The organism is Pseudomonas sp. NBRC 111123 (genome assembly GCF_001320205.1).
Taxonomy (GTDB): domain Bacteria; phylum Pseudomonadota; class Gammaproteobacteria; order Pseudomonadales; family Pseudomonadaceae; genus Aquipseudomonas; species Aquipseudomonas putida_J.
Window position 1 is genome coordinate 1 of sequence record NZ_BCAZ01000019.1, and the last position, 24524, is coordinate 24524.

The 24524-nt window shown below is 62.4% G+C and carries 22 protein-coding genes; 11 read left to right on the plus strand and 11 right to left on the minus strand.

Features of this window, described 5'->3' with window-relative positions; genetic code table 11:
* The 5 genes from APH27_RS11905 to APH27_RS11925 form a co-directional block, all read right to left on the minus strand.
* On the minus strand, window positions 1–298 hold a 298-nt coding region (locus tag APH27_RS11905), incomplete at its 3' end, for a molybdenum cofactor biosynthesis protein MoaE (RefSeq protein WP_060484887.1).
* Window positions 299–300: 2 nt separating this feature from the next.
* Entirely contained in the window at window positions 301–546 is a 246-nt protein-coding gene (locus APH27_RS11910) for a MoaD/ThiS family protein (protein WP_060484888.1), read from the minus strand.
* On the minus strand, window positions 546–1016 hold the full coding sequence (gene moaC / locus APH27_RS11915; protein WP_060484889.1) for a cyclic pyranopterin monophosphate synthase MoaC: 471 nt from the start codon (window positions 1014–1016) through the stop codon (window positions 546–548). Before moaC ends, APH27_RS11910 begins: the two co-directional genes overlap by 1 nt.
* A gap of 213 nt (window positions 1017–1229) precedes the next feature.
* The gene (locus APH27_RS11920; RefSeq protein WP_060484890.1) at window positions 1230–2624 is read right to left on the minus strand and encodes a PhoH family protein; all 1395 of its coding nucleotides are present in this window, start codon (window positions 2622–2624) and stop codon (window positions 1230–1232) included.
* A gap of 283 nt (window positions 2625–2907) precedes the next feature.
* Window positions 2908–4035, minus strand: coding sequence for a polysaccharide deacetylase family protein (locus tag APH27_RS11925; protein WP_027918493.1), 1128 nt, complete (start codon window positions 4033–4035; stop codon window positions 2908–2910).
* A 137-nt stretch (window positions 4036–4172) separates the two neighbouring features.
* Between APH27_RS11925 and yaaA the strand changes: the two genes are divergently transcribed.
* A complete protein-coding gene (gene yaaA / locus APH27_RS11930) occupies window positions 4173–4952 on the plus strand; it encodes a peroxide stress protein YaaA (RefSeq protein WP_060484891.1) in 780 nt (259 codons plus the stop codon).
* A 32-nt stretch (window positions 4953–4984) separates the two neighbouring features.
* On the opposite strand, the gene APH27_RS11935 is transcribed toward yaaA, so the two are convergent.
* From APH27_RS11935 to APH27_RS11960, 6 genes are all read right to left on the minus strand, one after another.
* Window positions 4985–6202, minus strand: a complete 1218-nt coding sequence (locus APH27_RS11935) for an efflux RND transporter periplasmic adaptor subunit (protein ID WP_060484892.1) — start codon at window positions 6200–6202, stop codon at window positions 4985–4987.
* Window positions 6195–7658: a TolC family protein gene (locus APH27_RS11940; RefSeq protein WP_060484893.1), complete on the minus strand. Its 1464-nt coding sequence runs from the start codon at window positions 7656–7658 to the stop codon at window positions 6195–6197. Before APH27_RS11940 ends, APH27_RS11935 begins: the two co-directional genes overlap by 8 nt.
* Complete coding sequence (locus APH27_RS11945; RefSeq protein ID WP_256250578.1) at window positions 7651–8883, minus strand: ABC transporter permease; 1233 nt, start codon at window positions 8881–8883, stop codon at window positions 7651–7653. The genes APH27_RS11940 and APH27_RS11945 overlap by 8 nt, the downstream gene beginning before the upstream one ends.
* Entirely contained in the window at window positions 8813–9478 is a 666-nt protein-coding gene (locus APH27_RS11950) for an ABC transporter ATP-binding protein (protein WP_060484895.1), read from the minus strand. The genes APH27_RS11945 and APH27_RS11950 overlap by 71 nt, the downstream gene beginning before the upstream one ends.
* Window positions 9475–10266, minus strand: a complete 792-nt coding sequence (locus APH27_RS11955; RefSeq protein ID WP_156335876.1) for a hypothetical protein — start codon at window positions 10264–10266, stop codon at window positions 9475–9477. Before APH27_RS11955 ends, APH27_RS11950 begins: the two co-directional genes overlap by 4 nt.
* 92 nt (window positions 10267–10358) lie before the next feature.
* Window positions 10359–10889, minus strand: a complete 531-nt coding sequence (locus APH27_RS11960) for a hypothetical protein (RefSeq protein ID WP_256250579.1) — start codon at window positions 10887–10889, stop codon at window positions 10359–10361.
* Between APH27_RS11960 and APH27_RS26405 the strand changes: the two genes are divergently transcribed.
* The 10 genes from APH27_RS26405 (at window position 10888) to APH27_RS12005 (ending at window position 24521) form a co-directional block, all read left to right on the plus strand.
* Complete coding sequence (locus tag APH27_RS26405) at window positions 10888–11133, plus strand: hypothetical protein (protein ID WP_156335877.1); 246 nt, start codon at window positions 10888–10890, stop codon at window positions 11131–11133. The two genes, APH27_RS11960 and APH27_RS26405, sit on opposite strands and share 2 nt — an antisense overlap.
* Before the next feature lie 591 nt (window positions 11134–11724).
* On the plus strand, window positions 11725–13041 hold the full coding sequence (locus APH27_RS11965) for a nucleotide sugar dehydrogenase (RefSeq protein ID WP_060484897.1): 1317 nt from the start codon (window positions 11725–11727) through the stop codon (window positions 13039–13041).
* Between the two features lie 79 nt (window positions 13042–13120).
* Window positions 13121–14602: a glycosyltransferase family 2 protein gene (locus APH27_RS11970; RefSeq protein WP_177331668.1), complete on the plus strand. Its 1482-nt coding sequence runs from the start codon at window positions 13121–13123 to the stop codon at window positions 14600–14602.
* A gap of 37 nt (window positions 14603–14639) precedes the next feature.
* The gene (locus APH27_RS11975) at window positions 14640–15806 is read left to right on the plus strand and encodes an alginate biosynthesis protein Alg44 (protein ID WP_027918484.1); all 1167 of its coding nucleotides are present in this window, start codon (window positions 14640–14642) and stop codon (window positions 15804–15806) included.
* A gap of 12 nt (window positions 15807–15818) precedes the next feature.
* Window positions 15819–17246 carry an alginate biosynthesis TPR repeat lipoprotein AlgK gene (gene algK, locus APH27_RS11980; RefSeq protein ID WP_060484899.1) on the plus strand — a complete coding sequence of 476 codons (1428 nt, stop codon included), beginning with the start codon at window positions 15819–15821 and terminating at the stop codon, window positions 17244–17246.
* Entirely contained in the window at window positions 17243–18721 is a 1479-nt protein-coding gene (locus tag APH27_RS11985) for an alginate export family protein (protein WP_060484900.1), read from the plus strand. The genes algK and APH27_RS11985 overlap by 4 nt, the downstream gene beginning before the upstream one ends.
* Window positions 18722–18742: 21 nt before the next feature.
* The gene (algG, locus tag APH27_RS11990; RefSeq protein ID WP_027918481.1) at window positions 18743–20302 is read left to right on the plus strand and encodes a mannuronan 5-epimerase AlgG; all 1560 of its coding nucleotides are present in this window, start codon (window positions 18743–18745) and stop codon (window positions 20300–20302) included.
* A 13-nt stretch (window positions 20303–20315) separates the two neighbouring features.
* On the plus strand, window positions 20316–21758 hold the full coding sequence (locus APH27_RS11995) for an alginate O-acetyltransferase (RefSeq protein ID WP_027918480.1): 1443 nt from the start codon (window positions 20316–20318) through the stop codon (window positions 21756–21758).
* A gap of 7 nt (window positions 21759–21765) precedes the next feature.
* Window positions 21766–22869, plus strand: a complete 1104-nt coding sequence (locus tag APH27_RS12000) for a mannuronate-specific alginate lyase (protein WP_027918479.1) — start codon at window positions 21766–21768, stop codon at window positions 22867–22869.
* 194 nt (window positions 22870–23063) lie between these two features.
* Complete coding sequence (locus APH27_RS12005) at window positions 23064–24521, plus strand: MBOAT family protein (RefSeq protein ID WP_060484901.1); 1458 nt, start codon at window positions 23064–23066, stop codon at window positions 24519–24521.
* Window positions 24522–24524: the final 3 nt, after the last annotated feature.

Here is a 24524-nt window from a genome sequence, read left to right on the forward strand (position 1 = left end):
CACTGGCCACGCCAACGAAGACGATCGGCTCGCCTGGTTCCAGTGCACCGATGCGGTGCAGCACTTCGACCTTGAGTAACGGCCAGCGCTGCTCGGCCTCGACCACGATCTTGGCCAGCGCCTTTTCGGTCATGCCCGGATAGTGCTCGAGGAACATCCCCGCCACTTCCCGGCCGTCATTGAAATCGCGCACATAACCAACGAAACCGACCACGGCGCCGACGCCAACATTGGCCGCCTGCATGGCATTGACCTCGGCCCCCGGGTCGAACGCCCCTTGCTGCACTCGCACTGCCATGTTCAGCCTCCGGTCACCGGTGGGAAGAACGCCACGTCATCGCCCTCTTCCAGCGGCTCGTCGAGCCGGCACAGCTCTTCATTACGCGCGCACATCAGGTTCTGCTCGGCCAGCACGGCATACTGCCCGCCTTTGGCCACCAGCGCCTGGCGCACGTCTTCAAGCACTTTGAACTCGCCTTCCAGGCGCTCGCCATCGACGCCCAGCAGCTCGCGGTAACGGGCGAAGTACATCACCTTGACCTTCATCATGCGTCCACCTTGTAGTGCCCGCTCTTGCCACCGACCTTTTCCAGCAGGCGCACCTGCTCGATGACCATGCCCTTGTCCACGGCCTTGCACATGTCGTAGATCGTCAGCGCCGCGACGCTTGCGGCGGTCAGCGCTTCCATCTCGACGCCAGTCTGCCCGGCCAACTTGCAACGCGCGACAATGCGCACCGCGTCCTGGCCATCGGCGCTCAGCTCGACCTTGACGCTGGTCAGCATCAGCGGGTGGCACAGCGGGATCAGGTCACTGGTCTTCTTCGCCGCCTGAATGCCGGCAATTCGCGCCACGGCAAACACATCACCCTTGGGATGCTCGCCATCGACGATCATCTGCAAGGTCTGCGGCAACATGCGCACCCGCGCCTCGGCCACGGCCTCGCGCTCGGTCACGGCCTTTTCAGTGACGTCGACCATATTGGCGCGGCCCTGGGAATCAAGATGTGTCAGCACTGCTCTGCTCCTGTGAAGGGAACAGAGAGTGTAAACCTGTGGGTCAGGTTTGAGCAGAGGAATGTATCCGTCGTGAATACTCGCCCCACTTGTAGGAGCGGCCTTGCGTCGCGAACGGGCTGCTTAGCAGCCCCGGCAATCTATGCATCACTGCTGAGATTGCGGGGCCGCTTTGCGGCCCTTTCGCGACGCAAGGCCGCTCCTAAGACCCGGTTACAGATGCGACTCGGCGTACTCGGCCAGCACCGAGCGTGGCACACCCTGCAGGGTGATGTGCACACCATGGGGGAAGTCCTTGAAGCGCTCGGTCAGGTAGGTGAGTCCCGAGCTGGTCGCGGACAGGTAAGGTGTGTCGATCTGCGCCAGGTTGCCCAGGCACACCACCTTGGAACCCGAGCCGGCACGGGTGATGATGGTTTTCATCTGGTGCGGCGTGAGGTTCTGGCACTCATCGATCAGGATCAGGCTCTGCTGGAAGCTGCGCCCTCGGATGTAGTTCAGCGACTTGAACTGCAGCGGCACGCGTTCGAGGATGTACTCGACGCTGCCATGGGTGCTTTCGTCGTCCATGTGCAAGGCTTCGAGGTTGTCGGTGATGGCACCCAGCCAAGGCTCCATCTTCTCCGCCTCGGTGCCCGGCAAGAAGCCGATTTCCTGGTCCAGGCCCTGCACGCTGCGGGTGGCGATGATGCGCCGGTAGCGCTTGCTGACCATGGTCTGCTCGATGGCCGCGGCCAGGGCCAGGATGGTCTTGCCGGAGCCGGCAGCGCCGGTCAGGTTGACCAGGTGGATATCCGGGTCGAGCAAGGCAAACAGCGCCAGGCTCTGATGAATGTCCCGCGGCTTCAGGCCCCAGGCTTCCTGGTGCAGCAATGGCTCCTGGTGCAGGTCGAGCAATAGCAGTTCGTCGTTACGGATGCCTTTTACCCAGCCGACAAAACCCTGCTCGTCAATGATGAACTCGTTGATGTGCACCGCAGGCAGGTTGTCGATCATCTGCACCCGATGCCAGGTGCGGCCACGTTCCTGACGGGTATCCACCTTGCTGACGCGGTCCCAGAACGAGCCGGTGACCGAGTGATAACCCTTGGACAGCAAAGACACGTCATCGACCAACTGGTCAGTGCTGTAGTCCTCGGCCGCGATCCCGCAGGCGCGCGCCTTCAGGCGCATGTTGATGTCTTTGGTGACCAGCACCACGTCCAGTTCGGTGCGCCGGCTGCGTACGTCGAGCAGGGTGTTGATGATGATGTTGTCGTTGAGGTTTTCCGGCAGCAACTTGCTGGGTTCGTTGCGCGGGCTCATCAGGATCGACAGATAACCCTTGGGCCCGCTCTTGCCACGCTGGATCGGCACGCCCTGCTCGACATCGCTGGGCGAAGCGTCACCAAGGGTCTGGTCGATCAGGCGGATGGCCTGGCGACACTCGGCGGCGATGGTCTGTTTACCGGTCTTGAGCTTGTCGAGTTCCTCCAGCACCGTCATCGGTATGGCGACGTGGTGCTCCTCGAAGTTGAGCAATGCGTTGGGGTCGTGAATCAGGACGTTGGTATCGAGCACATAGAGGATTGGCTTGCTGGAGGAAGGGGTGCGTCCTTGGTCATCCATACTCGGTCACCTTATGTCGAAGCCACACGGCACGCTCTGTAGTGCGCCGCAGAGTGACTGCCGTTCTCCCCGTATCCGCGTTGCTACGGGCGGGAAGCGTACCTGGCAAGGTGGGCCTGGATGACGCCACCTGTGCTGCAGGAATCGGCTGTCTGGTTTCTTCATACCGCAAAAACGATGACCAAAAAAAGCATTTTTACGCGTTTTTGAAGTTTATTTTTCGGTTTGACGAAGAACGCTTGGCGGCAAGGCCGCACGGGTCTACAGTCAGAAGTCATACCCTCTATTCGCGATAAGCGTAATCACGGCAGTCCTCCCAGCCGATTCCGCTTTGCACCGTGCTGTGCAGCAGCCACTCGACCGCCGGCTGGGCCTTGGGCAGGCTGTCATGGAACTGGATCACGCCTTTGCGCCACAGCAGCATCAGGGTCATCACACGCTGGGCCGAAGCGTCGGCAGTCAGCGGCCCATCATCCTGAGCATCGATGTCCCATAGCGACACCCGCAGCTGCTGGCTGGCCATGAACGCTTCGCCGTCGGCACGGCGCTGGCCGTAGGGCGGGCGGAACAGCGGCACGTATTGCGCCGGCAGGTCGGCCTGGACCCGGGCCTGGGCGCGCCTGATCGAATCCTGCCAGCCCTGCCACTGGGCGTGCGAGCGGTACTCCCAACCTTGGATGCCCACGCATTGGCCGGCGTAGAGGTGGTTCAGCGTATTGGCCGCGCCGGTGTCGCGCCGCTGCTGCAGGCGGTTGCCCAATACAAAGAAGGTGCCTGGCAGTTTCTGCTTGCGCAGGTATTCGGTGAGCGCGTCGGTGCTACCGCCATCGGGCGCCGGGCCACCGACAAAGGTCAGCAGGAACATCCGGTCGTTCAGTTCATCGCCATTGCGCTCGCGGCTGGACAGCCGTTCGACCTCGCTGCTGGTCTGCGGCAGCAACGCTGCCTTGCGCAATTGCTCATCCAGATAACGAACATGGAACTGATGACTGGGCTCAACCCAACCTGTATAAAACGTGCCGACATCAGTAGCGAACGTCGCCGCCTTGGTGCGCAAGTCAGCCATTGACTCAAGCAGATAGCAGAACGAGGCATCCTGCTCGCAGCTGCGCTGAGCCTGCTGGTAACCCTGCCACAGACGCTGCCACATCTGTGCGCGCACGGCGCGGATCTTCTGCAGGTTTATCTGTCGCAAACCCAACCGAGCCGCCAGCGCGCCATCATCGAGCAGCTCGCTTTCATGCAGCACCTGGGCAAAAGACAGGATCTCGGCCCGTGAGGCGACGTCGAACAGCACCGGACTGTCCAGCTGCTCGGGCCACAGGCTGCGGTCCAGGCTGGCCGGGGGCATGGGGGCGGCCTGGGCGGTCAGGCTCAACAACATGGCCAGCAAGGCCCCGACAATGCGCACGATCGGTCTCTCCGTGACGGCCAAAACGCGCACTATAGCGCCTGCTTCGGCGATGGTCTGTGACTATTGTCGCCATAGTTTGGCGTTACCGGCAGCTATCCGTAGAATTCACCGCAACGATTCCAGGAGCCGACCCGATGCTGACGGTGATTTCCCCCGCCAAGACCCTCGACTACGACACCGCGCCGGTGACCGAGCGCTTCACCCTGCCGCAATACCTGGACGATTCCCAGGAACTGATCCTGCAGTTGCGCGAACTGTCGCCAGCGCAGATCAGCGAGCTGATGCACCTGTCCGACAAGCTCGCCGGGCTCAATGCCGCGCGCTTCGGCAGCTGGACACCGGACTTCACCCCGGCCAACGCCAAGCAGGCGCTGCTGGCGTTCAAAGGTGACGTGTACACCGGCCTGGACGCCGAAACCCTCGGCGAGGATGACTTCAGCTACGCCCAGGAGCACCTGCGCATGCTATCCGGCCTGTACGGCCTGCTGCGCCCCCTCGACCTGATGCAGCCCTACCGCCTGGAAATGGGCACCAAGCTGGCCAACGCCCGTGGCAAGGACCTGTATGCCTTCTGGGGCACGCGCATCAGTGAATGGCTGAACCAGGCGCTGGCCGACCAGGGTGACGACCTGCTGCTGAACCTGGCCAGCAACGAGTACTTCAGCGCAGTGAAACGCAGCGCCCTGAAAGCCCGGGTGATCAACGTCGACTTCAAGGACCTGAAGAACGGCCAGTACAAGATCATCAGCTTCTACGCCAAGAAAGCCCGCGGCATGATGAGCCGCTTCGTGATCCAGGAACGGGTCAACGACCCGGAGCAGCTCAAGCAGTTCGATGTGCAGGGCTACTACTACAGTGCCGAGCACTCCAAGCCGGACCAGCTGGTGTTCCTGCGCGACCACCCTGGCGAGTAAACGCTGCCGGCAATCGGGCCGAATCGCGGCCCCTAAGGAAGCTGCACGAAGCCTGCCTGAAGCCCGGTTACCGCTACGCCTTGCTCAACCACCCTTTGCGGCAGCACGCGAACCCTGCGCGGCGCAGGGTCGCCGGCCGTGCGAAAAACGACATAGGGCTGGCCTGCGTCATCTTCTTGCAACGCCTCGGCAGGTACCACCAGCGCATGCGCCTGGCAATGCGTCAGCACCGCCAACTGCGCACTCATCCCCAGGCGCAGACTGGGTTGCGGCTGTTCCTGGGGCAGATGCAGATCCACCCCCACGTCATACCACGCCCCCTGCCCAGCATCGTTGCGAGCCTGCTGGCCGATGTGCCGTAGACGACCGGAAAACGCGCGCCCAGCGATGGTGATCTGCGCGGACATCCCTTCACGTAATTCAGCAAGGTCGCTCTCTTGCACTTTGGCAATCACCTGCAAGTGCTCAAGGTCGCTCAGTATCAGCAGCGGCAAGCCCTGGGTCACCGGCAAACCCGCTTGCAACTGCCGCGCGGTGCCGGTAGCGCTGTCATCTGCGCGTGTCAGCAGGCCAGCGAAGGGGGCCTTGATCACCCTTTGCTCACGCATTGCCGTCAACGCCTGCCACCGCGCCTGCGCGTTTGCCAGTGTCATTTCGGCAATGGCCAGCGCCTCACCCTGCCCTCTCGCCCGCGTTTGCTGCAGCTCCATTTCAGCATCCAGCACAGCTTCACGCTGCACCTGCAGTGACTGTTGGAGGCTGTCGACCTCGATGCGCGCCACAATACCGCGCTCGAACAGCCGACGCGCCTCATCCAGCGCCCCCTGGCCAGCGGCGAGTGCGCTACGCGCAGCGCCCAGTGCACGCACGCTGCGAGCAACTTCCGGGCTGGTTTGCCATGTACCTAACCGATCGACCAATGCCTGGGCACTCAACCGCTCGGCCTCAGCCTGGCGCCACTGAATGTCGATGTGTGCGGTCGCCAGGCGCAGCAACGGCTGGCCCGCGGCCACCCGCTGCCCTTCATGCGCCCACAAGGCCTCCAGCGTGCCATCGAAAGGCGCGCTGAGGATCATCTGACGCCCAGCCTGCAGCTTGCCGACCAGGCCGAGGCGAACTTCCAGTCGCTGCGGTTCGACTGGCACCCAGCGTTGCGCCGCAGGCCCCGGCACTTCTGGCCATGCCAACCATGCAACTGCCAGGAGCAGCCCCATGCCGCCCCCCAGCAATAGCCACCATCGCCTAGTCATTGAGCGCTACCTCCCAGCTTTCGAGCGTGGACCCCACTACCTGGTCCAGCACAACCTGGGCATCCAGATAGTCGAGGGTGGCATCGAGGTGCGTGCTTTGCGCGTAACGCAGGTCGCTTTCGAAGCTCAGCACCTGAAAGTTGCTGGAGCGCCCGGCTGCCAGTTTTTCCTGCTCGATATCGAACGTGCGCCGCGACAACGCCAACGCCCGCTCGGCAAGTTTCAGCTGACGCCAGCGCACCTGAATATCCCGTACGGCGCTGGTCACTTCCCGCTGCAATTGCTGACGCGATTCGGCCTGGCTCAATGCCTGCTGGTCCACGCTGACCTGCGCCCGTACCAAGGCCTGGCGCCGGCTGACATCGTTGATCGGCACCTCCAGCTCAAGCCCCACATAGTGCTCCCAGGTACGCTCATTGCCTGGCCGCTCACGCAGCTGACTGGCACCACCCACCAGCGACAGGTTCCACCACTGCGCATCGTGCGCGACCTGCAGGTCGATCAGTGCCTGCTCGCTGGCCACACGTTGCATCAAGTAAGCGGGCTGGAGCAGCTCTGCCCGGGCCAGCGCTTGGTCGATATCCACCTGCAAGGGCTCGACATGCAGCGCTTCAACAGCCTTCAGTTCCGTGGACAGGTCGATGGCCAAAAGCTGCGCCAGTGCCAGGCGGCTTTGCTGCAGATGATTGCGGCTACCTTCCCGGGCCAGCTCCTGGCTGGCCACTTCTGCCTCGGCCTGAACGATGTCGAATGCAGCCATACGGCCGGCAGCGATCAGCTCCCGGTTCACCGCCACCAATTGCCGCGAACGCAGAAGGCCGTCATCGGCGATGCGTAGCTGCTCCTGTGCGCGTAAAAGGCTGCGGTACAGCGTGATCGTACGGGTAATGATCTGGATAACGTCGTCTTTGAGCGCCAGACGGTTCAACTGCTCGGCCAGGCGCGCCTGGCGCAGAGGCGCGCTGGCGATTTCGCGCCCGGCACCGCGCAGCAGCGGTTGAATGATCAGGAAATTCGCGCCATCGCTGAAGCGTCGCCCAGCACCATCGGCACGGGTATGGCCATACGCCCAGTCGAGGCTCAGGCGCGTGCCGAAGGGCGTGAGCAGGCTCGCTGCCGGTGTCAGCTGCGCCTCGCGGTAGCGATCACTGTGGTTGCGATTACCTGAGTAGCGAGCCTTGAGTGACAGTTGCGGGGCGTAATGGTCGCGGGCTACCCGCAAGTCGAACTTCTGCGCGATACGCTGAAGGTAGGCACTGCGGATCGCACGGTTGTCGCGCAAGGCCAACGCAATCGCATCGACCAGCTCGATAGCCACCACACCGTCGTGCGCGACCGACAAGGCGCTCACCGGTGGCGCATGCGGCAACGTCGGCCGGGACGGCCGTAACCCGCTGTCGGCCAATGCCAGCAACGGTAAAAACAAGGCCCAGACGGCCATCAATCGCTTAGTCATCACGCAGAGCCACTACCGGCTGCAACCGCGCAGCGACCAACGCAGGCTGCAAACCGAAGACCAGCCCCAGCATCAGCGAAATGCCGATGCTTACCGGCAGCGACCCTGCATCCAGTGCAAAGCGCCAGCCGCTGGCGAGTGCGAACAACCAGGCGGCGCCCAATCCAAGCATCACCCCCAGCACAGCACCGGCGACCGACAACAACAGCGCTTCGAGCAAGAACAACCAGGCAATGTCACGGCCACGCGCGCCCAATGCCAGGCGTACGCCTATTTCGCGGCGGCGCTGCAGCACATTCATCACCATGACACTCATCACTCCGACACCGCCGAGCAGCAGCGCGATGGCAGCGGTACCTGCGAGCATCCAGGTCATCATCGTCGACTGAGCAGCCATGCTCTGCAGCATCTGCCGAGGCAGTTGAACATCCACGTCATGCCGGGGCAGGCGGGCCTGCAGGTACTGCGCCAGCGCCTCGGCGGCCAGCGGCAAGGTTGCGGCATCCTGGCCTAGCGCCACCAGCGCGGCGACTTCAGGCACAGGATCGAGGCGGCGCACACCGGCCAGCGGCATCAATACGACGTCGTCGAAATTGACCGGCAGCACGGGGTTGAACCCACGCGGGGCAAGCACACCAATCACATCGAAGACATAGCTACCCAATTGCAAACGATCGCCACTGCTCGCCCGCAGCTGGTTGGCAAGCGAAGCCCCCAGCAGCACATGCCGGGCCGGGTCATCGTGACGCGACAACAACCGGCCTCGAGCAACCCGAAGGTCGAGTACTTCGATCAACTGCGAAGTACTTGCTGCGATCATGGCCTCGACGTTCACTGCGTTGAATCGCACCGTGGCCACGCTGACCGCCAGCGGTGCCGCAGCACGGATGCCGGGGGGCAGGCCGGCCAGCGCCAGTTGCATCAGCCCGGGGCCCTCGTCCCTGGCTTCCAGGCTGACCACCAGTAACTCGCTACCCAATCCTTGAAACATCTGCCGCACATGCTGCGAAGCGCTGTGGCCGATGTTCATCAACGCCACGAGCGCGGCGCAGCCAGCAGCAATGCCCAGTAGCGCGAGCCAGGCTCGAGTGCCCAGCTGTCGCACACTGCCCAGCGCTTCAGCGAAGCGATGCGGCCAGCTGGGTCCGTACCGTTCAGGCATCGAATACAGCACCCTCATGCACCAGCAGGCGTCGGTCCATGCACCGCGCCAGTGCTGGGTCATGGGTAACCATCAGTACCGTCGTGCCTTGCTGACGATTCAGCGCCACCAGCAGCCCCACGATGTCCTGAGCGGTGTCGCTATCAAGGCTTCCCGTAGGCTCATCGGCAAGCAGTACCTTGGGGTCGGTGACCAGCGCCCTGGCGATTGCCACACGCTGACGCTGGCCGCCGGAGAGGTCAGCGGGCCGGTAACTGGCTCGGTGTTCAAGGCCTACCTTCACCAGTTGACTGTGCGCGGCTTGCCGTGCCGTCGACAGGGGGATGCCGCGATAACACAGCGGCAGCGCGACGTTGTCCAGGGCGGACAGACGTGGCAGCAGGTTGAAGCTTTGAAAGATGAAGCCGAGCAGGCGGTTGCGCATGACGGCACGCTGGTCGGGCCCCGCGTCGGTCATGTCGTAGCCATCAATCAGCAAGGTTCCACGACAAGGTTGATCTAGCTGCCCAATCAAATTCAGCAAAGTACTTTTACCTGACCCCGAAGCCCCAACGATGGCACACGATTCACCACGCGAAATGGACAGGCACACATCACTCAAGACGGGCTGCCCGCTCAACAGACGGGTAATGCCCTGCAGCGTTATGATCGAACTCATACGTTATCATCCGATACATTGTCGACTTCTTTATTTGAATCAGCCGAATCGCGCGAAGCCAGGAAATCTTTACCCCACTCACTAGCAAGCAAATCCATCAAGGACGTTTTGAATTCTGGCCATTCCACTTCATGCGTCGACAACTGCATCATGATATTGGCTTGATAATTACCAAACTCCGCAACTTCAATCGGTGGTAACGAATTATAAAAACCGACAATTTCACGCAGGCCTTGGTCACTTCGTCCGGTGAGCCTATATTCTGCATTCATCTTTCCGATTATGTACTGCGCCCATTCGTTGTGCTGAGCTGTTTTTTCTGCCTGGGCAGCGCGGCGCTCACTTACAGTAAAGGCGCCACTCTCATCATGAATGATCAGGCTCAGCTGCTCGCGGCTGAAGCCCTTGAATGGGTTTGGCCCCTTTCCCGTCGCGAAATCGTTGGCCTTGCCCGCCCGCTCGAGCCACTCCTCATCGTCGGTATCGGGCAATTCAGAATCATAAAAATCCTTTGCCAATGAATAAGTCAACCCATTGAGCCGATCCATGTTTCGCGCAGCCAACTCCGCCAGTTCACTACGAGAAAGATGACTATCCCTTTGGGCTGCACGTTCAGCTGCAGCACTCAGCTTTTTTGCCAATCCGGACAGCCTTTGATCTTTTTCCACCAAATCCTCACCCATGGAAACTGCCGTTTGGGTGGGCATTTTTACCTCCGACTGTCCAGCTGATGACGAGATGACTGGCGCACTTTCAAATTTTCCATGATCACGGATGCTGCTCACCATAGAGACCTCTACTGAGTTATTTATTGTGCATAGAACAGGTGCCCGCACATCATCCAGCAAGCAATGAAGACACTGGCACCCGGTACGCGTTCTTACTTCATGGTGAATTCAACTTTCCAAGCGTAATCAGCTGCAGTGCTGACAATCGTTGCGGTGCAAGTTGCTCCCCCGCTCGGTGTTGCCGTCTTGGTCCACTGTGGCTGTTTGATTCCACCTGGCAGCATTCGCATCTGATAGGTCGTGCCAAACGCACAGGTCTTCCCACCGATGGTGTAGCGGATCATGGCCGCATTCATATCCGGGCTGGTCACCCGCTGGACGCGCATGAATGTCGAAGAACCTGGATCAATTGTCCTGGCAGGTTGGGGATTGGCAATCTGATACGTGCTGGTCTCGTTGGAGGTTGTCAGCTTCATGGTCGCCGGTTGGGTCCCAAGATTTTTGATGGTGACCTCGACGGGAGGCCCCGCATGCACCATGCCGGCTACCAGCAGCGAAGCGCTGGCCGTGAGGATTTGCAGTGTCTTTTTCATTAGCGTTTTCTCGTCTCTTCCCTGTGTTAGATGGATGAGACGCTCCCGCTGGCCAATGGCCCGGGCTGCCCAAGACGCTCCTTCGTTCATGGACAGCTCTTGGGAGCGTCCAAAGGGCTTAACGGCGGACAACGGAGAAACCTTAGCAATCGTAAGGCCTTTGAGTGTTTCGGAATGTGTGCCTCTGCACCATCCAAGCGCAGCCTTGCACAACGACGACGTGTCAATTTTACGTCGTCAATATTTCGTCATGATGGTCGCTATCGCCAAACGCCATAAGACCGTTCGTACTTTTTTGACGAATTTTGAAAAATATTTTTGCATGCTGGCATAACAACAGCGCGCCTCAGTCTCGTCCTTTATAACCGGGGGTGAAACTGCGACGTGCTATCAAATTGAAAGTATTTGCCACTGAAAAATTATTTAGAAATCTTTCATGGATGCGAAACCCACCCCGGAACTTCTCCTGCGAGCAACCGCTCATACTGCCGTAACGAATTTCATGCCCTCGGGTTGTGAGAGATGACTTACAGATGACAAGCAGCAGGTATCTACTACCACCTTGTTAACTTAGGAAGGTGCAACGGGCTCGTTTTAGAACCCGATTCATGGAGGACTGACGCGCCCTTACAAATCGTCCTAGTGGTTGATTTCAAAGGATTTTTCCACTTGAAAGAACAAGCACAGCAAAGCGCCAAGTAGCGCCTTGCAATAAAGACGGCTGCATGACAGGGCACGCCACTTAAATACTGGCTTATGACTGCCTTTTTTTAGCGCACAACTTTGTGCGCGACGGATTTATTCATGCCTGCGCGCGGCGAAGTGAGCTTTCGCCATGGACCCGTGCGCCCGAAAACTGTTGTTAATCAACCCAGTCCGGCTCTTCCCGGAGGAGCTGGCGTGATAAACACACGAGGTGATAGCGATGCGTATCAGCATCTTTGGTTTGGGTTATGTGGGTGCGGTCTGTGCAGGCTGCCTGACGGCGCGAGGCCATGACGTGATTGGTGTGGACGTGTCCAAGACCAAGATCGACCTGATCAATCAGGGCAAGTCGCCCATTGTCGAACCTGGCCTGGAAGCACTGCTGCAGCAAGGCATCGCCAACGGCCGCCTGCGTGGCACTACCGACTTCGCCGAGGCCATCCGTGCCAGCGATGTATCGATGATCTGCGTTGGCACCCCAAGCAAGAAGAACGGCGACCTGGGCCTGGAGTACATCGAGTCGGTGTGCCGCGAGATTGGCTACGTCCTGCGCGACAGCGAACGCCGCCACACCATCGTGGTTCGCAGCACCGTGCTGCCGGGCACCGTGAAGAACGTGGTGATCCCGATTCTCGAAGATTGCTCGGGCAAAAAAGCCGGCGTCGACTTCGGCGTGGCAGTGAACCCGGAGTTCCTGCGTGAAAGCACCGCGATCAAGGACTATGACCATCCGCCGATGACCGTCATCGGTGAACTGGACAAGGCCAGCGGTGATGTACTGCAAGCCCTGTACGAAGAGCTCGACGCGCCGGTCATCCGCAAGCCGATCGAAGTGGCCGAGATGATCAAGTACACCTGCAACGTGTGGCATGCCACCAAGGTCACCTTCGCCAACGAGATCGGCAACATCGCCAAAGCCGTCGGTGTCGATGGCCGTGACGTGATGGACGTGGTCTGCCAGGACAAGGTGCTGAACCTGTCGCAGTACTACATGCGCCCAGGCTTCGCCTTCGGTGGTTCGTGCCTGCCGAAGGACGTGCGGGCCCTCACCTACCGCGCTGCCTCCCTCGACGTGCGTGCACCGCTGCTCGATTCGCTGATGCTCAGCAACGAGTCGCAGGTGCAGAACGCCTTCGAGCTGATCGAAGCCCACGACAAGCGCAAGGTCGCACTGCTCGGCCTGAGCTTCAAGGCCGGCACCGACGACCTGCGCGAAAGCCCGCTGGTAGAACTGGCCGAGCGCCTGATCGGCAAGGGCTACCAGTTGGACATCTACGACGAGAACGTCGAGTACGCCCGCGTCCACGGGGCGAACAAAGAGTACATCGAGTCGAAGATCCCGCACGTATCAAAGCTGCTCAACGCCGACTTCCAGAAGGTCATCGCCAACGCCGACATCATCGTCCTGGGTAATCGTGACGAGCAATTCCGCGCCCTTGCCGAGCAAGCGCCGGCAGGCAAGCAGGTGATCGACCTGGTCGGCTTCATGAGCAAACCGACCTGCACCACCAGCCGCACCGAAGGCATCTGCTGGTAAGTGCTCGGCCGGGCAGCGGAGTGCTCGCGCAAGCGCCCCCGCTGCCCACCCTTTCCCGAATTCTTGACGGATGCTGAACATGCAAAGGCTCCAGACAGTGCTGTTGCAGTGCGCCGGGTGGCTGCTCTACATGAGCCTGCTCATGCTGATCGCCCTGGCCCTGCCAGCCGATATCTTCGACTCGCAGTCGAAGCACTTCATCTTCCTGGTCGGCGCAGTCGGCATCTGGCGCTATTCCATGGGCGCCACCCATTTCATCCGCGGCATGATCTTCCTCTACGGCGTCTATCCGTACCTGCGCCGCAAAGTGCAGAAGATGGGCGACTCCACCGCGCCGTCGCACGTGTACCTGATGGTCACCAGCTTCCGTATCGAAGCGCTGACCACCGCCCAGGTGTACAGCTCGGTGATCCGCGAAGCGATCGAATGCGGCTACCCCACCACCGTGGTCTGCTCGCTGGTGGAGATGTCCGATGAACTGCTGGTGAAGAGCCTGTGGGCCAGGTACAACCCACCCGCACACGTCACCCTGGACATCGTGCGCATCGCCGGTACCGGCAAGCGTGACGGCCTGGCCTATGGTTTCCGCGCCATCTCGCGAATGCTGCCGGACGAAAACGCCGTGGTCGCGGTGATCGACGGCGATACCGTGCTCGGCGAAGGCGTGGTGCGCAAGACCGTGCCGTGGTTCAAGCTGTTCCCCAACGTCGGCGGCCTGACCACCAACGAATTCTGCGAAGTGCGCGGCGGCTACATCATGAGCGAGTGGCACAAGCTGCGCTTCGCCCAGCGCCACATCAACATGTGCTCGATGGCCCTGTCCAAGCGCGTGCTGACCATGACCGGGCGCATGTCGATGTTCCGCGCAAGCGTGGTGACCAACCCCGAGTTCATCGCCGACGTCGAAAGCGACTCGCTGATGCACTGGCGCCTTGGCCGCTTCAAGTTCCTCACCGGTGACGACAAGTCCAGCTGGTTCAGCCTGATGCGCCTTGGCTACGACACCTTCTACGTGCCGGATGCGGCGATCAACACGGTCGAGCACCCGCCGGAAAAAAGCTTCCTCAAGGCCAGCCGCAAGCTGATGTACCGCTGGTACGGCAACAACCTGCGGCAGAACTCCCGCGCCCTGGGCCTTGGCCTGCGCCGCCTGGGCCTGTTCACCAGCATCGTGCTGTTCGACCAGCGCGTGTCGATGTGGACCAGCCTGCTCGGCCTGACCGTGGCGGTGATCGCCAGCCTCAAGTTCGGCATGGCCTACCTGCTGGTGTACCTGCTGTGGATCGGCATCACCCGCCTGATCCTCACCATCATGCTGCTGTGCTCTGGCCACAACGTAGGCCCGGCCTACCCACTGATTCTCTATTACAACCAGATCGTCGGCGCGCTGATGAAGATCTACGTGTTCTTCCGCCTCGACAAGCAGTCCTGGACCCGCCAGCCGACTGCCCTCAAGCGTGACCTCGCCAGTTTTCAACAATGGTTCAACACCTGGTCCTCGCGGACCATGACCTTCTCGGCTGCCAGCATCTTCGTCGCTGTGCTGTTCATGGTCGTGTGAGCCCAACCCGGATCGGAACTAACAGGAACAAAACCAGATGAATACCGCCGTGAACGTCAACGTCGTGCATGAGTCCGAAGCCCAGCGCCAACACGCCCGGGTGCGCATCCCCGCCAAGCTGCGCTTCCTCGACAAAGAGCGCCAGGCCCACGATGTGAAGGTCGACGACCTCTCCGCCGGTGGCCTGAGCTTCCACACCAAACAGCCACTGTCGGTCGGTGAAGTGCTGCGCGGCCGCCTGCAGTTCACGGTCGACAACCTCGGCCTGTCGATGGACATCGAGTTCCAGGTGCGCTCCTACAACGCGGGCAGCGGCCGCACCGGCGCGCAGTTCCAGAACCTTGAGCCGCGCGACATCGCCACCCTGCGCCACATCATCACCACCCACCTGTCGGGTGAGCTGATCACCGTGGGCGATGTGCTCAGCACCCTGCAGCGCGACAACTTCACCAAGGCCCGCAAGCAGAAGGACGGTGGCTCCGGCCTGTCTGCCTTCGGCCGGCTCAAGGCGGTGACCGTGACCCTCGGCGTGTTCGTTGTCGGCGTGGCCGCCTTTGGCTTTGTCGCCAAGTCGCTGTACGGCATGTACTTCGTCAGCCATGCCGAGGCCGGCGTGGTCGCGGTGCCCACCACCACCGTCACCATGCCGCGCGACGGGACCGTGAACAGCCTGGCCGAAACCGGTGGGCAGATCGTCAAGGGCGCGCCGCTGGCAAGCTTCACCACCAGCATGCTGGACATGCTCAAGGGCAACCTGGACGACTCGCAGCTGGAGCCGGCAAAAATCGAAGAGCTGTTCGGCAAGCAGTTGTCCGGCACCCTCACCAGCCCTTGCGATTGCGTGGTCGCCCGCCAGCTGGTGGACGACGGCCAATACGCCGCCAAGGGCCAGCCGATCTTCCAGCTGGTGCCGCGCACCACGACGCCGATGGTCGAGGCACGCTTCAGCTACCGCCAGTTCGACGAGGTCAAGCCAGGCACACGGGTCAACTTCCAGGTGGCCGGCGAAGACGAAGTGCGCACCGGCCAGATCGTCAGCAGCGCCAGCCTCAACAGCGATGACCTGGCCTCCGATATCCGCGTGCAGATCAAGCCCGACAGTGCCATGCCGGCTGAACTGGCCGGGCGCCCCGCCTCGGTCAACAGCGACCGTGGCCCTTCGCTGAACTGGCTGATCGACAAAGCCGTGGCTCGTGGCCTGTAAGAGGACACCGTGATGATTGCCCACAAGAAAAGCGCGAGCCTGGGCCTTTGTGCCCTGGCTGCGGCGGTCGCCCTGGCCGGCTGTGCGGGCCTGCCCGACCAACGTCTGGCCAACGAAGCCCTCAAGCGTGGCGACACCGCGCTGGCCGAGCGCAACTACAAGGCCCTGGCCGACCTCGGCTACAGCGATGCCCAGGTAGGCCTGGCCGACATCAAGGTATCCACTCGCGACCCGGCGAAAATCAAGGAAGCCGAAGCTACCTACCGCGCGGCCGCCGCCACTTCGCCGCGAGCCCAGGCCCGCCTCGGCCGCCTGCTGGTGGCCAAGCCCGACAGCACCCAGGCCGAACGCGAAGAAGCCGAAAACCTGCTCAAGCTCGCCGCCAAGCAAGGTGAGAGCAATACCCTGATCCCACTGGCAATGCTCTACCTGACCTACCCGCAGAGCTTCCCCAAGGTCAACGCCCAGCAGCAGATCGACCAGTGGCGCGCCGCCGGCAACCCGGAAGCGGGCCTGGCCCAGGTGCTGCTGTACCGCACCCAGGGCACCTACGACCAGCACCTGGGTGAGGTCGAAAAAATCTGCAAGGCGGCGCTGAACGCCACCGACATCTGCTACGTCGAGCTGGCCACCGTGTACCAGAAGCGCGGACAGGCTGATCAACAGGCCGCCTTGCTCGGCCAGCTCAAGTCTGCCTATGCCCGTGGCGCGGTGCCGGCCACCCGGGTCGACAGCGTCGCCCGCGTGCTGGCTGACCGCAGCCTCGGCCAGACCGACGAGAAAACGGCCAAGGACCTGCTCGAACAGGTCGCCCCGGCCAACCCGGCGTCATGGGTCAGCCTGGCGCAACTGCTGTACGACTTCCCCGAGCTGGGCGACACCGACCAGCTGATGGCCTACATCGACAAGGGCCGCGAAGCTGAACAGCCACGCGCCGAGCTGCTGCTGGGCCGCCTGTACTACGAAGGCAAGACCTTGCCCGCCGATGCGGTGAAGGCCGAACAACACCTGCAGGCTGCCGCCGAGGCTGGCGAAGTCAGCGCCCATTACTACCTCGGCCAGCTGTACCGCCGTGGTTACCTGGGTAACGTCGCACCCCAGAAGGCCGTCGACCACCTGCTGACCGCGGCCCGCGGCGGCCAGAACAGCGCCGACTACGCCCTCGCCCAACTGTTCAGTGAAGGCCACGGCATTCGCCCGCAACCTGGCAACGCCTGGGTGTTCGCCCAGCTCGCCCAGGCCAACCCGACGCCCCAGTCCAGCGAACTGCTGCAACAGCTCGACCAGCAACTCACGCCTGACCAGCGCAGCCAGGCGCAGAGCCTGCTGGCGCAGGAGAAGCAGGCCCGCGGCAGCATGGGTCAGGGCGCCAACAGCACCCTGGCCCTCGAAGCCCTGCAAGACGACGAAAAAGAAGTAGAAGGTGAGGACTCGCTATGACGCTCAATCCATTCGTGAAAGCCGGCATCGGCCTGAGCTTCGCCCTGCTGTGGTCCTGCCCGACCCTGGCGGATATGACCGCTGAAAAAAACTTCGGCCTGGATGTGAAAATCACCGGCCAGTCGGAAGACGACCGTGACCTCGGTACCCGCCCTGGCGGCGACGTCAACGGCCTGGGCCTCGACCTGCGCCCTTGGGTGTACGGCGAGCGCGGCAACTGGAGCGCCTACGCCATGGGCCAGGCGGTCACCGCCACCGACACCATCGAAACCGACACCCTGCGCCAGAACGACGACGGCACCAGCACCGACACCGCCGCCGACGGCCGCAAGCAGGACAAGAGCTACCTGGCCATGCGCGAGTTCTGGGTCGGCTACAGCGGCCTCACCGCCTACCCGGGCGAGCAGCTGCGCCTGGGCCGCCAGCGCCTGCGCAGCGACGACGGCATGTGGCGCGACACCAACATCGAAGCGCTGAACTGGACCTTCGACACCACCCTGCTCAAGGCCGACCTGGGCGTGGCCCAGCGCTTCAGCGAGTACCGCACCGACCTCACCGAACTGGCCCCGGAAGACAAGGACCGCACGCACATCTACGGTAACGTCGCCACGCAGTGGACCCCTGGCCACTGGGTCGGCCTGCGCGCCCACCACACCCATGACAGCGGCAGCCTGAAGAACCCGGGCGAGACCGTCGACGCCCTGGACAAGACCCGCACCGGCGACCTCACCTGGCTGGGCCTTGAAGCCAACAGCGACGCCTATAACTGGCGCAACGACCACACCGTCAACTACTGGGGCAGCGTCACCTGGCTGACCGGTGACCGCGATACCCTGAGCAGCCAGACCGTCGGCAACGACACCGTGGCGACCGGCAAGCAGAGCGGTAACGTCAACGCCTGGGCCACCGACCTCGGCATCCGTCTGCGCCTTGACCCGCAATGGCAAGTCGGTGCCGCCTATGCCCGTGGCAGCGGCGGCGGTGGCGACGACGGTTCGAACAACTTCGAGCAGACCGGCCTTGAGAGCAACCGCTCCAACTTCACCGGCACCCGTTCGCGCGTGCACCGCTTCGGCGAAGCCTTCCGGGGCGAGCTGGGCAACCTGCAGGCGGCCACCCTGTTCGCCTCCTGGCAGCTGCGCGACGACTATGACGCCAGCCTGATCTACCACAAGTTCTGGCGCGTCGACGGCAACCAGAACATCGGTTCCAGCGGCATCAACGCGGTGGTCAACGACGAGGGCGTGAACCGCCCGCTGGTCGATGGCGAAAAAGACCTCGGCCAGGAAATGGACGTGGTCGTCACCAAGTACTTCAAGCAAGGCCTGCTGCCGGCGTCGATGAGCCAGGCGATCGACGAACCTTCCGCCCTGGTGCGCCTGCGCGCCGGTGTGTTCAAGCCGGGCGATGCCTATGGCAAGGAAGCGGACTCGTACATGCACCGTGCCTTCGTCGACGTGATCTGGCGCTTCTGAGGCCGGGAGAGGACCTTAGCAATGAACCTTCACCCGCACATCCGTCACAGCCTCCTGGCCAGCGCCCTGCTGCTGGCCAGCGGCCTGGCCGCCGCCGCAGAGCCCCAGGTGATCGCCAAGGAGCTGCAGCAGGCCAAGACCTACACCGTGGCCAGCGCACCGATCGAGCCGCTGCAGATGGACCCGCCGAAGCTGCCCGACCTGACCGGCTACACCGCCGAAGCAGTGCAGAAGAAGATCGACCGCCGCCACAAGGGCAAGGTCAGTGTGCGCCGCATGTTCCAGGAGGACACCCTCAAGGAATTCGTCGGCGGCGACAACAAGGCCGCCGAATGGGTGCAGCGCCAGCACGGCATCCCCCAGGCAATCTTCATCGATGACGGCCATGTCGACCTGGTCGAGCTGAGCAAGAAGCTGCCCAAGCAGTACCTCAGCGAAGTCGAACCCGGCGTGTACCTGGCGCGCCTGCCCATCGTGGTCGGGCAGAAGGGCATTCTCGAGATCGACGGCAAGGTCAAGCAGCTGCGCCTGTCCCAGGAAGGCGGCTCGTTCCTGGTCAACGACGGCAAGCTGTTCGTCACCGACACCCAGGTGACCGGCTGGCGCGAGAAGGACAACGGCCCGGCGACCTTCCGCTCGCCGAAGGAATTCCGCCCGTTCCTGCTGTCGTGGGGCGGTACCGAGACCTACATCGTCAACACGAAAATGGCCAGCTTCGGCTATGCCAAGTCCAAGTCGTACGGCGTGAGCATTTCGCAGTACACGCCGAACATGTCCCAACGCATGGGCCGCCCCGAGCCGACCGGCTGGATCATCGGCTCGACGTTCAGCGACATGTGGTACGGCTTCTACTGCTACGAGACCCAGGACTTCGTGGTGAAGGACAACACCTACCACGACAACATCGTCTACGGCATCGACCCGCACGACCGGTCACACCGCCTGATCATCGCCGGCAACACCGTGTACGGCACCAAGAAGAAGCACGGCATCATCGTTTCCCGCGAGGTCAACGACAGCTGGATCATCAACAACAAGAGCTACGACAACAAGCTCTCGGGCGTTGTGATCGACCGTAACAGCGTCAACAACCTGGTGGCCTACAACGAGATCTACCGCAACCACACCGACGGCATCACCCTGTACGAAAGCGGCGACAACCTGATCTGGGGTAACAAGCTGATCAACAACCGTCGCCACGGCATCCGCGTGCGCAACAGCGTGAACATCCGCCTGTACGAAAACGTCGCCGTGGCCAACGGGCTGGTCGGCGTGTACGGGCACATCAAGGACCTGTCCGACACCGACCGCGACATCGCCCTGGACCCGTTCGACACCAAGGTGTCGCTGATCGTGGTCGGCGGCGAGCTGGCCGCCAACGGCTCCGGCCCGCTGTCGATCGACTCTCCGCTGTCGGTCGAGTTGTACAAGGTGTCCATGCTCGCCCCGCGCAAAGCCAGCGGCATCAGCCTCAACGGCATCCTCGGCGAGCGCCAAGACGAAATCCTCGACCTGCTGGTGCGCCAGCAGAAGGCCGTGCTGATCGACCCGGTCGAACGCCAGACCGAAATGATCGATTAAGGAAGCCCAGACCATGACTCCACACCTGATGAAACTGCTGGGCCTGTCCGCCGCCCTCCTGGCCATCAGCCAGGGCGTGCGCGCCGACGAGGTGAAGGCCCCGACCTTCACCGCCGAGCCTTGCTGCCAGCTGTGCCCCGAAGCGCATGACGCCAGCCGCTACACCACGCGCTACCAGCAGAACTTCACCACGCTGGTGCAGGCCCAGGGCGACTGGCTGTTCCGTACCCGCGAAGACCTGCGCACCGAGTTCAACACCACGCCGGCCGGTTACAAGCGCCTGCAGCAGGTGCATGACGCGTTCAAGAAGCGCGGTGTGGAACTGGTCGTGGTCTACCAGCCGACCCGCGGCCTGGTGAACCGCAACATGCTCAAGCCCGAAGAAAAAGCCGCCTTCGACTACCAGAAGGCACTGGGCAACTACCAGGCCATGCTCAAGCGCTTCGCCAGCATGGGCTACAACGTGCCCGACCTGTCGCCGCTGACCAACGAGCAACTGGCCGCCGCCGACCAGGGCAAGGATTTCTACTTCCGTGGTGACCAGCACTGGACGCCGTACGGCGCCGAGCGTGCAGCGAAAATCGTGGCCGATACCGTGCACCAGATGCCGGCCTTCGAAGGCATCCCGCGCAAGGAGTTCGAAACCCACAAGTCCGGGCGCATGGGCAAGACCGGTACCTTGCACAACGTTGCCGGCCAGCTCTGCGGCACCAGCTACGCCGTGCAGTACATGGACCAGTTCGCCACCGAGCCGAAGGGCTCGGACGGCGGTGGAGACGACCTGTTCGGTGACAGCGGCAACGCCCAGATCACCCTGGTCGGCACCAGCCACAGTGGCAAGAACTACAACTTCTCCGGTTTCCTCGAACAGTACATCGGCGCCGACGTGCTCAACGTCGCCTTCCCCGGTGGCGGCCTGGAGGGCTCGATGATCCAGTACCTGGGCAGCGAAGAGTTTCAGAAGAACCCGCCGAAGATTCTGATCTGGGAATTCTCGCCGCTGTACCGCCTGGACCAGGAAACCATCTGGCGGCAGATCCTCGGCCTGCTCGACGACGGCTGCGACGCGCGCCCGGCACTGATGAGCGCCAGCACCACGCTCAAGCCTGGCAAGAACGAGCTGATGGTCAACGGCAAGGGCGGTGTGATCAAGGACCTGGTCAACCGCAACCTGCAGATGGACATCAAGTTCGAGGACCCTTCGGTGAAGGTGCTGCAGGCCACCCTGTGGTACCTCAATGGCCGCCACGAGGACATCAAGCTGGAAAAACCGGAAACCTCCGACACCGATGGCCGTTTCGTCTTCCAGATGCGCGAAGACGAGGACTGGGCCAACCAGAACCTGTTGGCCTTCGAGGTTCAGGGGCCGGAAAGCGGCACCCAGAAAGTCGAGGCCAAGCTCTGCAAACGCAACAACTTCGCCGTGCCCGCGCAGACTGCGCAGGCCGGCCAGTGAGGCGATCATGAACAAGCTCAAGCGACTGTCCAGCCCTGCCCTGCTCGCCCTCGCCTTGTGCGGCGGCGCCGCGCATGCCGCGCTGGTGCCCCCGCAGGGTTACTACGAGGGCATCGAGAAGCTCAAGACCAGCGACGGCAACTTCCACTGCGCGCCTGCGCCCAAGCCCTACACCGGGGCACTGCAGTTCCGCAGCAAGTACGAAGGTTCGGACAAGGCCCGGGCGACGCTCAACGTCGCTTCGGAAAAGGCGTTCCGCAAGTCCACCGAAGACATCACCACACTCGAGAAGGGCGTGAGCAAGATGGTCGGCCAGTACATGCGTGACGGCCGTCCGGCGCAGCTCGACTGCACCCTGACCTGGCTCGGTACCTGGGCACGCGCCGATGCGCTGCTGTCCACCGACTACAACCACACCGGCAAGTCCATGCGCAAATGGGCGCTGGGCAGCATGAGCGGGTCGTGGCTGCGCCTGAAGTTCTCCAACTCGCAGCCGCTGGCCGCGCACCAGGCCGAGGCCGAACTGATCGAGAAGTGGTTCGCCCGCCTCGCCGAGCAGACCGTGCGCGACTGGAGCAACCTGCCGCTGGAGAAGATCAACAACCACAGTTACTGGGCGGCCTGGTCGGTAATGGCCACTGCCGTGGCCACCGACCGCCGCGATCTTTTCGACTGGGCCGTGAAGGAATACAAGGTCGGCGCCAACCAGGTCGACGACCAGGGCTTCCTGCCCAACGAGCTCAAGCGCCGCCAGCGTGCCCTGGCCTACCACAACTACGCCCTGCCACCGCTGGCGATGATTGCCAGCTTCGCCCAGGCCAACAACGTCGACCTGCGCAGCGAGAACAACTTTGCCCTGCAGCGCCTGGGTGAAGGCGTGCTGGCTGGTGCCCGCGACCCGAGTCAGTTCAAGGCCCGAGCTGGCGAAAAGCAGGACATGAAAGACCTCAAGGTCGACAGCAAGTACTCCTGGCTCGAACCGTGGTGTGCGCTCTATCACTGCGTCGGCGACACCCTGCAGCGCAAGCAGCACATGCAGCCGTTCAACAGCTTCAGGCTGGGTGGCGATGTGACCCGGGTTTACGACCCGAACGCTGAAAGCAAGAAGTAATACCTCCCGATGTGGGAGTGAAACCTGTGGGAGCGGGCTTGCCCGCGAACAAGGGCGAAGCCCTTGGCATGCACCGCGAAAGCTTCTTCGAGGGCAAGCCCGCTCCCACAGGGACCTAATCGCCTTTCAGTCTTGTACTGGGGGGTTTGGGGGGCGCTTTGCCCCGGATGCTGTGAACAACAAGGAGAACCGGGATGGTCTTCTCGTCCAACGTGTTCCTGTTCCTGTTCTTGCCGATCTTCCTCGGCCTGTACTACTTGAGCGGGCAACGCTATCGCAACCTGCTACTGCTGGTCGCCAGCTACATCTTCTACGCCTGGTGGCGGGTCGACTTCCTCGCCCTGTTCGCCGGCGTGACCCTGTGGAACTACTGGATCGGCCTGAAAGTCGGCGCCGCCGGCGTGCGCACCAAACCGGCCCAGCGCTGGTTGCTGCTCGGCGTCGGTGTGGACCTGGCGATCCTCGGCTACTTCAAGTACGCCAACTTCGGTGTCGAGAGCCTCAACGCGATCATCACCTCGTTCGGCCTGGAGCCGTTCATCCTTACCCACGTGCTGCTGCCGATCGGTATCTCGTTCTACATCTTCGAGTCGATCAGCTACATCATCGACGTGTACCGCGGCGACACCCCGGCCACCCGCAACCTGATCGACTTCGCGGCATTCGTGGCGATCTTCCCGCACCTGATCGCAGGCCCCGTGCTGCGCTTCAAGGACCTGGTCGACCAGTTCAACAACCGCACCCACACCCTGGACAAGTTCTCCGAAGGCTGCACCCGCTTCATGCAGGGCTTCATCAAGAAGGTGTTCATCGCCGACACCCTGGCGGTGGTGGCCGACCACTGCTTCGCCCTGCAGAACCCGACCACAGGTGATGCCTGGCTCGGCGCCCTGGCCTATACCGCACAGCTGTACTTCGACTTCAGCGGCTACAGCGACATGGCCATCGGCCTGGGCCTGATGATGGGCTTCCGCTTCATGGAGAACTTCAAGCAGCCGTACATCAGCCAGTCGATCACCGAGTTCTGGCGGCGCTGGCACATCAGCCTGTCGACCTGGCTGCGCGACTACCTGTACATCACCCTGGGCGGCAACCGCAAAGGCACCTTCAACACCTACCGCAACCTGTTCCTGACCATGCTGCTGGGCGGCTTGTGGCACGGTGCCAACTTCACCTACATCATCTGGGGCGCCTGGCACGGCCTGTGGCTGGCGATCGAGCGGGCGCTGGGCATCGACACCAACCCGCAGCGCTTCAACCCGGTCAAATGGGCCTTCACCTTCCTGCTGGTGGTGGTCGGCTGGGTGATCTTCCGTGCCGAGAACCTGCACGTCGCCGCACGCATGTACGGCGCCATGTTCAGCTTCGGCGAGTGGCAGCTGTCGGAACTCAACCGCGCCCAGCTCACCGGCCTGCAGGTAGCGACCCTGGTGATCGCCTACATCACCCTGGCGTTCTTCGGCCTGCGCGACTTCTACCGCAACGCCAGGCCAACGGCGAACGCTACCCCGGTGCAGGTCAACGCCGATGGCTCGATCGGCCTGGACTGGACCCGGGTGATGAGCCGCGCCCTGATCCTGCTGCTGTTCGCGGCCTCGATCCTCAAGCTTTCGGCGCAGAGCTACTCGCCGTTCCTGTACTTCCAGTTCTGAGGC

Bases quoted from the DNA above. Each gene is read 5' to 3' on its own strand.
- APH27_RS11910 (WP_060484888.1), bottom strand. From the start codon at position 546: ATGAAGGTCAAGGTGATGTACTTCGCCCGTTACCGCGAGCTGCTGGGC.
- APH27_RS11920 (WP_060484890.1), bottom strand. From the start codon at position 2,624: ATGGATGACCAAGGACGCACCCCTTCCTCCAGCAAGCCAATCCTCTAT.
- yaaA (WP_060484891.1), top strand. From the start codon at position 4,173: ATGCTGACGGTGATTTCCCCCGCCAAGACCCTCGACTACGACACCGCG.
- APH27_RS11935 (WP_060484892.1), bottom strand. From the start codon at position 6,202: ATGACTAGGCGATGGTGGCTATTGCTGGGGGGCGGCATGGGGCTGCTC.
- APH27_RS11940 (WP_060484893.1), bottom strand. From the start codon at position 7,658: ATGACTAAGCGATTGATGGCCGTCTGGGCCTTGTTTTTACCGTTGCTG.
- APH27_RS11945 (WP_256250578.1), bottom strand. From the start codon at position 8,883: ATGACCCAGCACTGGCGCGGTGCATGGACCGACGCCTGCTGGTGCATG.
- APH27_RS11950 (WP_060484895.1), bottom strand. From the start codon at position 9,478: ATGAGTTCGATCATAACGCTGCAGGGCATTACCCGTCTGTTGAGCGGG.
- APH27_RS11955 (WP_156335876.1), bottom strand. From the start codon at position 10,266: ATGGTGAGCAGCATCCGTGATCATGGAAAATTTGAAAGTGCGCCAGTC.
- APH27_RS26405 (WP_156335877.1), top strand. From the start codon at position 10,888: ATGGACAGCTCTTGGGAGCGTCCAAAGGGCTTAACGGCGGACAACGGA.
- APH27_RS11960 (WP_256250579.1), bottom strand. From the start codon at position 10,889: ATGAACGAAGGAGCGTCTTGGGCAGCCCGGGCCATTGGCCAGCGGGAG.
- APH27_RS11965 (WP_060484897.1), top strand. From the start codon at position 11,725: ATGCGTATCAGCATCTTTGGTTTGGGTTATGTGGGTGCGGTCTGTGCA.
- APH27_RS11970 (WP_177331668.1), top strand. From the start codon at position 13,121: ATGCAAAGGCTCCAGACAGTGCTGTTGCAGTGCGCCGGGTGGCTGCTC.
- APH27_RS11975 (WP_027918484.1), top strand. From the start codon at position 14,640: ATGAATACCGCCGTGAACGTCAACGTCGTGCATGAGTCCGAAGCCCAG.
- algK (WP_060484899.1), top strand. From the start codon at position 15,819: ATGATTGCCCACAAGAAAAGCGCGAGCCTGGGCCTTTGTGCCCTGGCT.
- APH27_RS11985 (WP_060484900.1), top strand. From the start codon at position 17,243: ATGACGCTCAATCCATTCGTGAAAGCCGGCATCGGCCTGAGCTTCGCC.
- algG (WP_027918481.1), top strand. From the start codon at position 18,743: ATGAACCTTCACCCGCACATCCGTCACAGCCTCCTGGCCAGCGCCCTG.
- APH27_RS11995 (WP_027918480.1), top strand. From the start codon at position 20,316: ATGACTCCACACCTGATGAAACTGCTGGGCCTGTCCGCCGCCCTCCTG.
- APH27_RS12000 (WP_027918479.1), top strand. From the start codon at position 21,766: ATGAACAAGCTCAAGCGACTGTCCAGCCCTGCCCTGCTCGCCCTCGCC.
- APH27_RS12005 (WP_060484901.1), top strand. From the start codon at position 23,064: ATGGTCTTCTCGTCCAACGTGTTCCTGTTCCTGTTCTTGCCGATCTTC.